Origin of the sequence: Arthrobacter sp. Soil761, assembly GCF_001428325.1 — a bacterium.
Taxonomy (GTDB): Bacteria; Actinomycetota; Actinomycetes; order Actinomycetales; family Micrococcaceae; genus Arthrobacter.
Map to the genome: position 1 here is coordinate 187,811 of NZ_LMSF01000023.1, position 12,592 is coordinate 200,402.

Annotated in this window: 14 protein-coding genes; 12 read left to right on the plus strand and 2 right to left on the minus strand. The window is 66.9% G+C overall.

Going from position 1 to position 12,592, the window contains the following annotated elements; all coding sequences use genetic code 11:
- The 4 genes from ASG79_RS13000 (at window position 1) to bcp (ending at window position 3,745) form a co-directional block, all read left to right on the plus strand.
- Window positions 1–1,194: a glycerate kinase gene (locus ASG79_RS13000; RefSeq protein ID WP_018771756.1), complete on the plus strand. Its 1,194-nt coding sequence runs from the start codon at window positions 1–3 to the stop codon at window positions 1,192–1,194.
- A complete protein-coding gene (gene allB, locus ASG79_RS13005) occupies window positions 1,187–2,530 on the plus strand; it encodes an allantoinase AllB (protein ID WP_056391695.1) in 1,344 nt (447 codons plus the stop codon). Before ASG79_RS13000 ends, allB begins: the two co-directional genes overlap by 8 nt.
- Window positions 2,531–2,539: 9 nt before the next feature.
- On the plus strand, window positions 2,540–3,184 hold the full coding sequence (locus ASG79_RS13010) for a winged helix-turn-helix domain-containing protein (RefSeq protein ID WP_056391697.1): 645 nt from the start codon (window positions 2,540–2,542) through the stop codon (window positions 3,182–3,184).
- An 81-nt stretch (window positions 3,185–3,265) separates the two neighbouring features.
- Window positions 3,266–3,745 carry a thioredoxin-dependent thiol peroxidase gene (bcp, locus tag ASG79_RS13015; RefSeq protein WP_018771759.1) on the plus strand — a complete coding sequence of 160 codons (480 nt, stop codon included), beginning with the start codon at window positions 3,266–3,268 and terminating at the stop codon, window positions 3,743–3,745.
- A gap of 67 nt (window positions 3,746–3,812) precedes the next feature.
- Here the strand turns inward: bcp and ASG79_RS13020 are convergent, their stop codons facing one another.
- Entirely contained in the window at window positions 3,813–5,207 is a 1,395-nt protein-coding gene (locus tag ASG79_RS13020) for an MFS transporter (protein ID WP_056391699.1), read from the minus strand.
- A gap of 71 nt (window positions 5,208–5,278) precedes the next feature.
- On the opposite strand from ASG79_RS13020, the gene ASG79_RS13025 reads away from it, so the two are divergent.
- Window positions 5,279–5,851, plus strand: coding sequence for a GNAT family N-acetyltransferase (locus tag ASG79_RS13025; protein ID WP_018771761.1), 573 nt, complete (start codon window positions 5,279–5,281; stop codon window positions 5,849–5,851).
- Window positions 5,852–6,023: 172 nt separating this feature from the next.
- Here ASG79_RS13025 and ASG79_RS13030 read toward each other — a convergent pair whose 3' ends face one another.
- Window positions 6,024–6,305: a hypothetical protein gene (locus ASG79_RS13030; protein WP_223992807.1), complete on the minus strand. Its 282-nt coding sequence runs from the start codon at window positions 6,303–6,305 to the stop codon at window positions 6,024–6,026.
- Window positions 6,306–6,550: 245 nt separating this feature from the next.
- Here ASG79_RS13030 and ASG79_RS13035 point away from each other — a divergent pair, with 245 nt between their 5' ends.
- From ASG79_RS13035 to ASG79_RS13065, 7 genes are all read left to right on the plus strand, one after another.
- Window positions 6,551–7,663, plus strand: coding sequence for a PP2C family protein-serine/threonine phosphatase (locus tag ASG79_RS13035; protein WP_018771764.1), 1,113 nt, complete (start codon window positions 6,551–6,553; stop codon window positions 7,661–7,663).
- On the plus strand, window positions 7,660–9,618 hold the full coding sequence (locus tag ASG79_RS13040) for a glycosyltransferase family 2 protein (RefSeq protein WP_056391705.1): 1,959 nt from the start codon (window positions 7,660–7,662) through the stop codon (window positions 9,616–9,618). The genes ASG79_RS13035 and ASG79_RS13040 overlap by 4 nt, the downstream gene beginning before the upstream one ends.
- Window positions 9,618–9,950: an STAS domain-containing protein gene (locus ASG79_RS13045; protein WP_018771766.1), complete on the plus strand. Its 333-nt coding sequence runs from the start codon at window positions 9,618–9,620 to the stop codon at window positions 9,948–9,950. Before ASG79_RS13040 ends, ASG79_RS13045 begins: the two co-directional genes overlap by 1 nt.
- The gene (locus tag ASG79_RS13050; protein ID WP_018771767.1) at window positions 9,943–10,368 is read left to right on the plus strand and encodes an ATP-binding protein; all 426 of its coding nucleotides are present in this window, start codon (window positions 9,943–9,945) and stop codon (window positions 10,366–10,368) included. Before ASG79_RS13045 ends, ASG79_RS13050 begins: the two co-directional genes overlap by 8 nt.
- Before the next feature lie 195 nt (window positions 10,369–10,563).
- Complete coding sequence (gene uraD, locus ASG79_RS13055; RefSeq protein ID WP_056392068.1) at window positions 10,564–11,061, plus strand: 2-oxo-4-hydroxy-4-carboxy-5-ureidoimidazoline decarboxylase; 498 nt, start codon at window positions 10,564–10,566, stop codon at window positions 11,059–11,061.
- A complete protein-coding gene (uraH, locus tag ASG79_RS13060) occupies window positions 11,058–11,396 on the plus strand; it encodes a hydroxyisourate hydrolase (RefSeq protein ID WP_018771769.1) in 339 nt (112 codons plus the stop codon). The genes uraD and uraH overlap by 4 nt, the downstream gene beginning before the upstream one ends.
- 81 nt (window positions 11,397–11,477) lie before the next feature.
- Entirely contained in the window at window positions 11,478–12,287 is an 810-nt protein-coding gene (locus ASG79_RS13065; RefSeq protein ID WP_056391708.1) for an IclR family transcriptional regulator, read from the plus strand.
- Window positions 12,288–12,592 lie beyond the last annotated feature (305 nt).

A 12,592-nucleotide genomic window follows, 5' to 3' on the forward strand; every position in this document is an offset into this window, starting at 1 on the left:
ATGCGCGTGGTTATCGCCCCGGACAAGTTCAAGGGTTCGCTGTCCGCGCCGGAGGTCTGCAGCCACCTGGAGCGGGGCCTGCAGCGCGGGGCCGGCGGGAACCTTGACGTGGTCCGGATTCCGGTGGCCGACGGCGGCGAGGGCACCCTCGACGCCGCCGTCGGCTCCGGCTTCACCCGCCGGAGCGCAACGGTCACCGGTCCCAGCGGGCAGCCCGTGGATGCGGACTTCGCCGTCCGCGGGCACGAAGCCGTCATCGAGATGGCCACGGCATCCGGGCTCGCGCTGATGCCGGGCGTCCGGAACGGCGGCAGGCCGGGCTCGGCTGACGCCACCACAGCCACCAGCCTGGGCACGGGCCAGCTCATCAGGGCCGCCCTGGACGCCGGCTGCCGGCGGATCATCCTGGGCGTGGGCGGCAGCGCCAACACCGACGGCGGCGCGGGGCTCCTGCAGGGGCTTGGTGCCAGGTTCCTGGACAGCAGGAACAACGAACTTCCACCGGGCGGGGCTGCGCTGGCAAACCTGCACAGCATCGACTTCACCGATTTCGAGCCCCGGCTGGTGGACACCCGCTTTGTGCTGGCATCCGACGTCGACAACCCGCTGCTGGGCGCCCAGGGCGCCCCGGCGGTTTTCGGCCCGCAAAAGGGAGCCACACAACAGGACGTCGGCATGCTCGACGCCGCCCTGGCCAGGTTTGTCGAAGTCCTGGCCAGGGAAATCGGATTCCGCGCCGTCAAGGCTGCCGAGGCTCCCGGAGCCGGGGCAGCCGGCGGCGTGGGCTACGCCGCCATCGCCGTCCTGGCCGCCACGCGGCGGCCGGGGATCGACGTCGTCCTTGAATTCACGGAACTGGAGCAGCGGCTGGCCGGCGCCGACCTGGTGATCACCGGCGAAGGCAGCCTGGATGAGCAAAGCCTGCTGGGCAAGACCCCCATGGGTGTTGCCCGGGCTGCTGCGGCGCAGGGCGTTCCGGTCATCGCCGTCTGCGGCCGGACCACCCTGGACCAGGGCCAGGCAGCGGCCGCAGGATTCGAGGATGTTTACGCTTTGACGGCGCTCGAAACCGATGTAAACAGGTGCATAGCAGAGGCAGGGCCGCTGCTGGAGCAGCTGGGCACCCAAATCAGTGCGGGGCTGGCAGCCAACAGGCCTGCCGCCGCAAGTACCAAGGAGGACCTCCGTGTCTGAAGAACGTTTCGACCTCGTCATCCGGGGCCGGCGCATCCTGACCACCGCCGGCATCGCGCCACGCGAGGTGGGCGTCCGCAACGGCAAGATCGTGGCCCTCGAACCGCTCGGCAACGGCCTGGCCGGCGCCGAGATCATCGACCTCGCCGACGACGAGACGCTGCTCCCGGGCCTGGTGGACACCCACGTCCACGTCAACGAGCCCGGCCGCACCGAGTGGGAGGGCTTCGCCTCTGCCACCCGGGCCGCGGCAGCGGGCGGCGTGACCACCATCATCGACATGCCCCTGAACTCCGTTCCGCCCACCACCACGGTGGAAAACCTCAAGCTCAAGCGCGAGGTGGCCGAAGACCAGGCGTTCATCGACGTCGGGTTCTGGGGCGGTGCCATCCCCGGCAACAAGGCCGATCTGCGCCCCCTGCATGATGAGGGCGTCTTCGGCTTCAAGTGCTTCCTCCTGCACTCCGGCGTGGACGAGTTCCCGCACCTGGACGCGGACGAGATGGAGGAGGACATGGCCGAGCTCAAGTCCTTCGACTCCCTCATGATCGTCCACGCCGAGGACTCGCACGCGATTGACCGCGCCCCGCACCCCGGCGGCGACCACTACTCCACGTTCCTTGCCTCCCGCCCCCGTGGCGCCGAGAACAAGGCCATCGCCGAGGTCATCGAACGGGCCCGCTGGACCGGTGCGCGTGCGCACATCCTGCACCTGTCGTCGTCGGACGCGCTGCCCATGATCGCCAGCGCAAAGCGCGACGGCGTCAAGCTCACAGTGGAGACGTGCCCGCACTACCTGACCCTGATGGCGGAGGAGATCCCGGACGGTGCCACCGCCTACAAGTGCTGCCCACCCATCCGGGAGGCCTCCAACCGGGAGCTGCTGTGGCAGGGCCTCCTGGACGGCACCATCGACTGCATCGTCTCTGACCACTCCCCCTCCACGCTGGACCTGAAGGATCTGGAAAACGGGGACTTCGCCGTGGCCTGGGGCGGCGTCTCCTCGCTGCAGCTGGGCCTGTCCCTGATCTGGACCGAGGCTCGGCACCGCGGCATCCCGCTGGAACAGGTGGTGTCCTGGATGGCGGAGAAGCCCGCCGGACTGGCCCGCCTCACCAACAAGGGCCAGCTGGCGCTGGGCTACGACGCCGACTTCGCCGTCTTTGCGCCCGACGAGGCCTTCGTGGTGGACGTGTCCAAGCTCAAGCACAAGAACCCCATCACCCCGTACGACGGCAAAGCCCTGTCCGGCGTGGTGCGCAAGACCTTCCTCCGCGGCGCCGTAGTGGACGGCCAGACCCCCACGGGCAGGCTGATCCGCCGCGGCGGCGTCTAGGGAGACGCCATGGCAGTGGAAGCGCACTATCCGGGGGCGGGGGCGCGGCCGGGATTTCCTTCACGCAAGGCCGCCGCCCGCGGTCTCGCGGTGTGGGTGGTTCCGGCCGAAGGAACCAGCCCGGAACTCCTGCGCCACGCCGCCCAAATGGTCCTGGCAAGGGCCCTCGAAACTGCTCCGGAGGCGGAAGTCCATTGGCCTGCCGCCGGAGCCCCCACGTCCGCCGCGGAAGGAGCCGCAGCCGACTCCTCTCCGGCTCCCTCCGCGGCGGAGAACCCCGGCGCAACTGATGACGACGGCGGCACCCGCCTGCCGCCGTCGGCCGGCCCCGTCAGCCGGGTCGCCGTGGACCTCGCCGCCGACACCGTCCTGCTGGACGGCAGGCCCGTGGCCCTGACCGGCGTCGAATACAAAGTGCTGCGCTACCTGGTGACCCACCTGTCACGGACGGTGGACCGCGAGGAACTGCAGGAGTTCCTGGAGTCCCTCGATTTCCCCGGCGCCACGGCACGCTCCATCGACGTTTACGTGGGCAGGATCCGCAAGAAACTGGGCAACGCCCGCCATGCCGTGGCAACTGTCCGCGGCGGCGGGTACCAGTTTGTGCCGGGTCCGCACGCTGCAGTTCGTGGACCGGCGGAATACTGCATATGACGCGCTGGTTTGTATCAGTAAGCGGCAACCCGCTTCACTTGATGTTTGGCCATCACTGACCGAGTCTTACAAAGGAACGCCATGAGCCCCACCCTGACCACCAAGCTTCAGCCCGGCACCCCGGCTCCTGAATTCACCCTCCGGGACGCCCAGGGCCGGGAGACCTCCTTGGCCGATTACCGTGGCAAGAACGTCATTGTCTACTTCTACCCGAAGGCCGCCACCCCCGGCTGCACCACCGAGGCCTGCGACTTCCGCGACAGCCTTGCCTCCCTCCAGGGCAAGGGCTACGAAGTCATCGGGGTTTCCCCGGATGCCCAGGAAGCCCTGGCCGGCTTCAGCGGCGACTTCTCCCTGACCTTCCCCCTGCTCTCGGACCCCGACCATGCCGTTGCCCTGGCCTATGGCGCCTGGGGCGAGAAGCTGGTCAAGGGCGAAATCCACGAAGGCATTGTCCGCTCCACCGTTGTGGTGGACCCCGAAGGCAAAGTCACCCTGGCCCAGTACCAGGTGCAGGCCGACGGCCACGTCGCCCGCCTCAAGGAGGCCCTGGGCGTCTAGGACGATCCATCACCTGCTGCGGGTTTTCCCGGACGCTTCCGCACGTGCTGCGGGAGCGTCCGGGCGTTTAACCACCTGCCTTCGCTTCCGCCGCCACGTGGGCATACGAAGCCGAAACCCGGCGGTAAACGGGAGTCAGGAAGGCCAGCAGGGCGGCTGCGATCATGATGATGCCGGCCACCAGGAAAACCAGGGCGATTCCGCGGGAGGTGCCCCCGCCAAGCAGCGGGTCCAGTCGGGCTGCACCTTCCGCTGACCGGGCGTACGGGATGATCCAGAACTGGGCAATGGGCGCGATGACGAACGCGGTGACCGGTGCGGCAGCGGACTCGAATGCCATGGCGAAGCCAAAAACGCGCCCCTGCCGCTCCAACGGCACCACCCGTTGGATGACGGTCTGCTCGGCCGCCTCCACGAACGGGACCAGCACCAGGTACAGCCAGATCCCCAGGATGTAGAGCCACGCCCACTCCCGCAGCGTGAAGACCGCACCCAGCACTCCCATGGCCGCCACCGCAACCAGCAGGGTGCGCAGGGGGTTGGCGCCGAGCCCGAACTTGCCGATCAAGGCGCCGCCGATGATGAACCCGGTGGATCCGACCGCAAAGACAGCACCCCACATCTGCACTGAGAACATTTCCAGCCCGTACGGATCCATCAGCGCCATGTACACGCCGCCGATGAAGTTGTTGAACGTGGAGAACAGGATCAGCGCGAACAGCCCCGAAATGGCCAGCACTGCCGCGATCGAGCCCCTCAGGTCGAACCCGCCGCGGGCGTCTGTTGCCGCGGGCCGCACCTCCTCGGGCATCCGCAGGGTCAGCAGGTGGGCGAAGGCCAGCGCCGTGAGCACCAGCGCGACGGCGATGGTCCAGCCCATGCCCAGCAGACCGACGGACAATCCGGACAGCAGGGAGGTGACAATGAACATCAGCCCCTGCACCATCCCCACCAGCCCGTTGGCATTGGCACGGCGCTCCGGTTCGATCAGGATGGTGACGGTGGTGGACAGGGCAATGTTCCGCAGGTTCTCCACCACGGCGCCGACCAGGATGACCAGAGTGAAGATCCAGAACCATCCCTGCCCCAGGTCCAGCAGTGACGCGGCAGGCACCAGCAGGAACATCACCCCGGACAGCACGAACATGACCAGCGTGAAGCAGGCAGCGGAGCGCATCACGGCCAGCTTGCGGCAGCGGTCCACGAAGGTGCCGAAGCTGATGCTGGAGAGGGCAATCAGCAGCATGTACGCGCCGCCCACCACCCCGGTGGCAATCACGTTCCGCGTCTCCAGGTACAACCAAAAAGTCAGCGCGAACCACAAATAGCTGGTGGTGATGTTGGCCAGGGCTGTGTTCACCAGGATGCCGGTGAAGGTGCGGGTGCGCTCTGCCGGGCTCCGCAGGAAGGTGCCGGTGGAGTCGGAATCCGCAGCCGCCCTGCCCGGGTCCTGCTCGGTCATGCGTCCCAGTGTAGTGACGGCGCCCGCCTTTTGGTCCCCCCTGTTTCGCGCGTGGGTGTCAGGATAGTTCCATGGCGATCGAGGTTCGTCCGGCAACAATTTTCGAGGACGTGAAGACACTGGTGGGGCCAAAACGGCCGGATGCCACCGTCTGCTGGTGCCTGAGCTACCGCATCCCGTCCCGCCAGAACGTCTCCCTCCGTGGCGGGGAACGCGGGGAGCTGGTCCGCCAGTTGGTGGCCCAGGATCCCCCGCCCGGCATTGTGGCGTACGACGGCGGCGAACCCGTTGGGTGGGCAGCGGTCCATCCGCGGGCGGACACGGCCTTTGCCCGCAACAGGAAGATCCCGCATGTGGACAACCAGGACGTGTGGTCGGTGTGGTGCCTGCGCGTCCGTCCCGGCCACCGCGGCAAAGGCATCTCGCACGTTCTGCTGGCAGGCGCCGTGGAGATGGCCCGCTCCTATGGGGCCCCGGCCATCGAGGGTTATCCGGTGGACAACAACGGCCGCAAGGTGGACCTCACCATGGCCTACGTGGGCACCCGGAAGCTGTTCGAGGATACTGGCTTCACCAAGGCCGCGGACACCACCTCGGTGCTCAACGGCTTTCCCCGGGTGCTGATGCGGCTGCAACTGGAATAACTGCGCTACTTCCGGTGCCAGTACTTTCGCCAATCGACTTCCATGGCCCACAGCGCCAGCAGCATCGCGTCCATGGTCATGAGTCCAGCCATCAGGTACGACCAACCGACAAACAAACTCACAGCAATCTCCTGACTATCCCCAGCCAATCGATTGCTGCTAAGTGTGGCACCTAGAGCGCCGCTACGGAATGCCCTCCACCCGCAGTCTTGAAAAGGATTCCCAGCCTGTGGTGCGCCTCGGTCTCGAGCTTGAGCCGGCGGGTCAGTTTCTCCACGTGCCGGGACATCTCCTCCCCCACGGGGAGCCGGTCTCCGGGCCAGCTGGAAACTTCCCGCGATTCGGCCAGCGCGTTCTCCAGTTCCCTGGCCGCTGCCCGCACTTTTCGTGAGTGGAAATAGAGGCGAAGCAATGCCTTGGCCTTGTCCGCTCCCCTCTTTTTGACTTGTTCCATGCTGCTTCCCCGCTCTCCGCAAACCATGCAGCCCGCCGCGTGGCCCGTCGTCGGGCTTTTCCGCCTGCACGCTGCTGCGTTCCTTCGAGTGTGACGTCCGTTCCTCAACGTCCCGGCAAGCAGATGCCAAGATTTCCGCAAGATCTGCTGAGGGGGCCGCATACAACGTTTCTGTCAGCGAAGTCACCGGAAACTGTGGAGCCTAAGACATGCCCCGTGCGCCTTAATACTGTAGAAGTAGAGCTATGGTCTCTCCCCCCGAAACCCGCCGTGCCGTGGTCATCGAAGACGACCCCGACATCCGCGGGCTCCTGGTCCGCGTCCTGGTGAAGCAGGGTTTCGACGTCACCCAGGCCGGGGCAGGGCTCCCGGGGGTGGAGGAAGTCCGCCGCACCAGGCCGGACCTGGTAACCCTGGACCTGAACCTGCCGGACCTTGACGGGCTGGAGGTCTGCAAGCTCCTTCGCGAGTTCTCGGACGCGTTCATCGTGATGCTCACCGCCCGTGCGGACGAACTCGACAAGCTGACCGGCCTGGACAACGGCGCCGACGAATACATCAGCAAGCCGTTCAGCCCCCGGGAACTGCAGTCCCGGATCAATGCACTGTTCCGGCGCCGGCCCTCAGCCGCGGCGGAGTCCGCTGCCCGGGGCGAGCTGGAACGCGCCACCGAAGTGCAGCAAAGCCTCCTGCCCAAGGAAGACATCCGGGTTGACGGTTACGACGTGGCGGGCCTCTTCCGCCCGTCCCAAAGCGTGGGCGGCGACTTCTACGATTGGTACCAGACGCCGGACGGGCTCCACCTCACTTTCGCCGATGCCATGGGCAAAGGCATGGGGGCGGCGCTGATCGCGGCAACAGTCCGCGCAGTAATGCGTTCCACGGGCCTGCGGCAGGACCTCGACGCCGGGTTCGGCGCCGCCAGCAAGGCGATCGCCGCCGACCTGGACTCCTCCAACTCATTTGTCACCCTGTTCCATGCCCGCCTGGACGCGGCATCAGGCAAGGTCAGCTATGTAGACGCCGGGCACGGCCTTGCGCTGCATGTCCAGCCGGCCGGACCGGCGGACCGCCTCCCCTCCGGCGGACCACCGGTTGGCGCCTGGCCCGGGACCCAGTGGCCGCAGGCGGGCCTGGAGCTGGCCCCGGGCGACTCGCTGGTTGTGGTCAGCGACGGAGTGCTGGATGTGTTCGGGTCAGTGGAGGACTTCACCGAGGCAGTGCAGCACGCAACGCAGTCCGCAGGTACGGCGCAGGAAGCCAGCAACTCCATCCTGGCCCTGGCCCCCGCAGAAACCGCCGAAGACGACGTCACGGTGGTTGTGGTCCGCCGCCTGCCCGTGGAGGTGCCGGCTTGATCCGCTTCTGGACCCGCGTGGTGGTTGTCCTGACCGTCCTGACCGGCCTGAACTACATCGCGTGGCGCTGGATGGCGTCCCTCAACTGGGACGCCTGGTGGATCGCCCTGCCGTTGGTGGTGGCCGAGACCTACAGCCTCATCGACGTCATGCTCTTCGGCATGACCGTATGGAAACTGAGGATCCGCAAGGGCGCTCCCGCGCCGCCGCACGATGCAACCGTGGACGTCTTCATCACCACCTACAACGAAGACCTGGACATGGTCCTCACCACCGCACTGGCGGCCCAGAAGATCCGGCACCCGCACAGCACGTGGATCCTGGACGACGGCGCCCGGCCCGAGCTCAAGGCCCTGGCCGAACAGCATGGCCTGGGCTACGTCACCCGCAGCGAGGACTGGACCAAGGACCTCCCCCGCCACGCCAAGGCCGGGAACCTGAACAACGCCCTCATGGTGACCCACGGCGAGTTCCTGCTGATCCTGGACGCGGACCAGATCCCGGAGCCGGACATCCTGGAAAAGACCCTGGGCTACTTCAACAACCGCCGGGTGGCCCTGGTCCAAACCCCCCAATACTTCAGCAATGTGCCGGCCGATGATCCGCTAGGCAGCCAGGCGCCCCTGTTTTACGGTCCCATCCAGCAGGGCAAGGACGGCTGGAACGCTGCCTTCTTCTGCGGCTCCAACGCCATCCTTCGCCGCGAGGCCCTGATGCAGCTGGGCCTGGTGGGCTACGTCAAGGAGACCGAGAAGAGTATCCGCCGTGCCCTGGCCGCATCCCGGGCAGCCATCAAGCAGGCCCGCAAGTCGGCGGACGTGGACTCTCCCCTGGTGGCCGAGGTCCTCGACGAGGTGGAGGCAGCCACCCGCGAGGCCCAGGAGGAAGTGGACGCCGGCAGGCCCCTCAGCGAGGTCACGTACCGCGTCCGCCGCCGCGTGGATGCCGCCGTCCAGACCCTGGTCCAGGCCGACGTCGCCGCCCTGCAGGCCGACCTCGAAGAGATCGCCGCCATGGAACTGGCCCACGTGGGCGAGTCCGGCGTCCCGGTGGTGGCCGACGACGCCGTCCAGCGCATGTCCGCCCGTGACTGGTCGCCGCTGGGCGCCCTGGAATCCGTCCAGGCCGTCCTGGACGCGCTGACCGTGGAGCGCAGCGACGAGGCCCAGCCGGTAATGCCGCTGGCCACCATCTCCGTCACCGAGGACATGGCCACCGCCATGCGCATGCACGCCATGGGCTGGGAGAGCGTCTATCACCACGAGATCCTGGCCTACGGCCTGGCGCCGGAGGACCTGAAGACCATGCTCACCCAGCGCCTCCGCTGGGCGCAGGGCACCATCCAGGTGCTGCTCCGCGAAAACCCGCTGGTCCAGAAGGGCCTCAAGCTCGGCCAGCGCCTGATGTACTTCGCCACCATGTGGACCTACCTCAGCGGGTTCGCCGCGGTCATCTACTTCGCGGCCCCCATCATCTACCTGCTGCTGGGCATCCTGCCGGTCAGCAGCCTGAGCTGGGACTTCTTCATCCGCTTCATCCCGTTCATGGTGGTCAACCAGCTGCTGTTCGCCGTGGCCGGCCGCGGAATCCCCACCTGGCGCGGGCAGCAGTACAGCCTGGCGCTGTTCCCCACCTGGATCAAGGCATGCACGACGGCGGCCCGTAACGTGTGGTTCGGCCGTCCCCTTGGGTTCGCGGTCACCCCCAAGGCGCGCCAAAGCGGCGGACCCAGCTGGAGCCTCATCCGGCCCCAGATCGCGGTGTCCATCCTGCTTGCCGTCGCCGCCGTCGTCGGAATCATCCGCCTTGCCACCGGGCTGGCGGAACCGCTGGGCACCCTGGTCAATGTTGTCTGGGTGGTTTTCGACCTGGTGGTCATGAGCATCCTGGTCCGCGCCGTGCTCTACAAGGGGTACGAACCGGCCGCAGAACCTGCAAACAGAGAGGAACCCTGATGGAGTTCAGTTACGAGGTCAAAGATTCGTACGCGGAAGTCAAGGCGGACGGGCGGCTCAACATGGTCTCCGCGCCCAAACTGCGCGAGTTCGTCACGGATGTCATTGCCGGCGGGTCCAACCGGATCGTGGTGAACCTGGAAAACACCGCCTTCATGGATTCCTCCGGGCTGGGCGCGCTGATCGGCTGCCTCAAGGCGGCCCGCCAGGCCGGCGGCGACCTGCGGATCGCGGCGGTGCAGCCCCAGGTGAACATGGTCCTGAAGCTCACCAGCATGGACAAGGTCCTTACGGCGTATGCCACAGCCGAAGAGGCGTTCGGCAATGACTGAGGTCCTGGCCTCGCGCAGCTTCCGGGGGCCTGCTGCCGAGGACGCCATCGAAGCGGTCCACAACGACCTGGACAGCCTTTGGCTGGACGTTCCGTTCGTCAACGACATGGACCAGATGACGTTTACCACCGCAGTCATCGAGTCCGCCTCCAACATCGTCCAGCACGCAAGGCCGGCCGGGGACCGGGAGGTGGAACTGGGGGTGGAGACCACCGTGCAGCCCACGCTGCTGCAGGCGCGGGTGAGTGCCTACAACGCCAAGCCACCGTACGGCCCCATGGAGCCGGCCACGCCCGGCGACGACGCCGAGTCAGGCCGCGGCCTGGCGCTGATCGAGGCGCTGGTCACCACGGTGACCTTCGAGCGCCAGGGTGCCACCAACACCTGGGTCCTTTCCAGGACGTCCTCCCAGGATTAGGACTGCCCCTGCTGGAGCTGCGCGCCGCCGCTTGACACGGCCACGCGGCTGTTCTTGAATATTACGTATGCTGAAATAACAGTTCCATGATGCGGAAGCCTTGTTTGGGGAAATCCCCGAACAGGCGCCGGGTTCTCCGGCATCCGCATAGCCGTCACCATGGATGCCAGCATGACCATCGAGGAATACGCCAGCATGAAGCTTGCCGAATTCAACGCCGCCGGCTCCGCCGCGGCCCAGGCCACCCTCCGGCCCTGCATCGACGTCAGCCGCTGGGTGGAGGCGGTGGCAGCAGCCCGGCCGTTCGCCAGCCGGGACCAGCTGCTGGAGTTCGCCGCCCAGGCAGCCAACCCCTTCACTCCTGCGGAGGTTGACGCCGCCATGGCCCACCACCCCAGGATCGGGGAACGTCCGACGGCGGCCAGCACCGAGGCGTCCATGTCCCGTTCCGAGCAGGCCGGGGTGGATCCGGCCGATGCTGCGGCAGCAGAAGCCCTGGCCCGGGGGAACCGCGAGTACGAGGAGAAGTTCGGCCGCGTCTTCCTGATCCGGGCCGCCGGACGCACCGCTCCGGAAATCCTGCAGGCCCTGAACCAGCGGCTCGGCAATTCCCCGCAGGAGGAAGACACCATCGTGGCCCAGCAGCTGCGCGAAATCGCCGTACTGCGGCTTGAAGGACTGATCAGCGAATGAGCGTTTCCCACGTGACCACCCACATCCTCGACACCGGCGCCGGGCGCCCGGCGGCGGGGGTCGCCGTCGTCCTTTTGAAGAACGACGGCGGTACCTGGCGCGAGCTGGCCACCTCCAGCACGGACGCCGACGGCCGGGCGAAGGACCTGGGGCCTGAACAGCTGGAGCCCGGGCACTACAAGTTGAACTTCGCCACGGGCACGTACTACGCCGGCCTGCAGACCGCGACGTTCTTCCCTGAAGTGGACCTGGTCTTCGAAGTCACCGGCCCGGAGCATTACCACGTTCCTTTGCTCCTGAGCCCGTTCGCGTACTCCACCTACCGCGGCAGCTAGGCCGGCCTGGGGGCGCCCGGGTGTCAAGCGCGTTAACCCAATGTCACCGCCGTCACAGTTTCCGGCATAGGATCAGGAAGTATGGCTTCGAATAGAGACCCTGAATCCGATACCGATGCCGAAGGCGGCCAGTCCGGCGGCGTGCAGTCCGTGGAGCGCGCCCTGACCGTCCTGGAGATCCTCGCCCGGGAAGGGCACGCGGGCGTGAGCGAAATAGCCGAGGAAATGGGGATCCACAAGTCCACCGTCTCCCGGCTGATGGGATCGCTGGTGACCCGCGAGATGGTGCACCAGAACAGCGAGCGGGGCAAGTACCAGCTCGGTTTTGGAATCCTGCGCCTGGCCAGTTCCATCCCCGGGCGGCTCAGCCTGGTCCGCGAGGCACGGCCCGTCCTGGAAAGCCTGGCCGACGAATTCAAGGAAACCGTCAACCTCGCGGTCCTGCGCTCGAACTACGCGGTGAATGTGGACCAGGCCATGGGCCCGTCCACCCTGGCCACCTACGACTGGGTGGGGAGCCTCACCCCGCTGCACGCCACGTCCAGCGGCAAAGTCCTCCTGGCTGCCCTGGAGGCGGACGACCGGGACCGTATCCTCAAGGAGACGGGCCTTGCTGCCCGGACTGCCCGCACCATCACCAGCCGCAAGGAACTGGACGCACAGCTGCTCGAGGTAGCCGCCAAGGGGTACGCCGTGGTGCACGAGGAGTTCGAGATCGGCCTGAATGCCGTGGCGGTGCCGGTCTACAACCACCAGGGCACCGTGATTGGCGCCCTCAGCATCTCCGGCCCGGCCTTCCGGTTCGACCCCGAGAAGATTCCCGGCCTGCTCGAATCGCTCAAGGAAGCCGGGCTCCAGGTCAGCGGCAATATGGGGTACACGCGGAAATGACACAACAATGGCCCCGGGCAGTGCCCGGGGCCATTGTTGTGTCCCCAAACGGTTGGCCTGCCCTTTCGCCTATGCGGGAGCCGCTGCCGGCGCACTGAACCCGGACGCTGGAGTGCAACAACAAGCGCACTATGCAACAGCTCGGTCCGGCGACACAATGCGCCCCAAGAGGTTCACGCTGCCTGGCATCCTTGACTTTCAAAGTGACGTACAGCACTCTTGTTGCTTAGCGCGAACTCTGTTGATCTTTGCGGAACACCTCCCCATGGGGCTCAAGGCCCTGCCACCGCTGGCGAACGGCCACG

What these genes read in the sequence shown, in the direction of transcription:
- ASG79_RS13000 (WP_018771756.1), top strand. Translation starts at nt 1, where the DNA reads ATGCGCGTGGTTATCGCCCCGGACAAGTTCAAGGGTTCGCTGTCCGCG.
- ASG79_RS13010 (WP_056391697.1), top strand. Translation starts at nt 2,540, where the DNA reads ATGGCAGTGGAAGCGCACTATCCGGGGGCGGGGGCGCGGCCGGGATTT.
- bcp (WP_018771759.1), top strand. Translation starts at nt 3,266, where the DNA reads ATGAGCCCCACCCTGACCACCAAGCTTCAGCCCGGCACCCCGGCTCCT.
- ASG79_RS13020 (WP_056391699.1), bottom strand. Translation starts at nt 5,207, where the DNA reads ATGACCGAGCAGGACCCGGGCAGGGCGGCTGCGGATTCCGACTCCACC.
- ASG79_RS13025 (WP_018771761.1), top strand. Translation starts at nt 5,279, where the DNA reads ATGGCGATCGAGGTTCGTCCGGCAACAATTTTCGAGGACGTGAAGACA.
- ASG79_RS13030 (WP_223992807.1), bottom strand. Translation starts at nt 6,305, where the DNA reads ATGGAACAAGTCAAAAAGAGGGGAGCGGACAAGGCCAAGGCATTGCTT.
- ASG79_RS13035 (WP_018771764.1), top strand. Translation starts at nt 6,551, where the DNA reads ATGGTCTCTCCCCCCGAAACCCGCCGTGCCGTGGTCATCGAAGACGAC.
- ASG79_RS13045 (WP_018771766.1), top strand. Translation starts at nt 9,618, where the DNA reads ATGGAGTTCAGTTACGAGGTCAAAGATTCGTACGCGGAAGTCAAGGCG.
- ASG79_RS13050 (WP_018771767.1), top strand. Translation starts at nt 9,943, where the DNA reads ATGACTGAGGTCCTGGCCTCGCGCAGCTTCCGGGGGCCTGCTGCCGAG.
- uraD (WP_056392068.1), top strand. Translation starts at nt 10,564, where the DNA reads ATGAAGCTTGCCGAATTCAACGCCGCCGGCTCCGCCGCGGCCCAGGCC.
- uraH (WP_018771769.1), top strand. Translation starts at nt 11,058, where the DNA reads ATGAGCGTTTCCCACGTGACCACCCACATCCTCGACACCGGCGCCGGG.
- ASG79_RS13065 (WP_056391708.1), top strand. Translation starts at nt 11,478, where the DNA reads ATGGCTTCGAATAGAGACCCTGAATCCGATACCGATGCCGAAGGCGGC.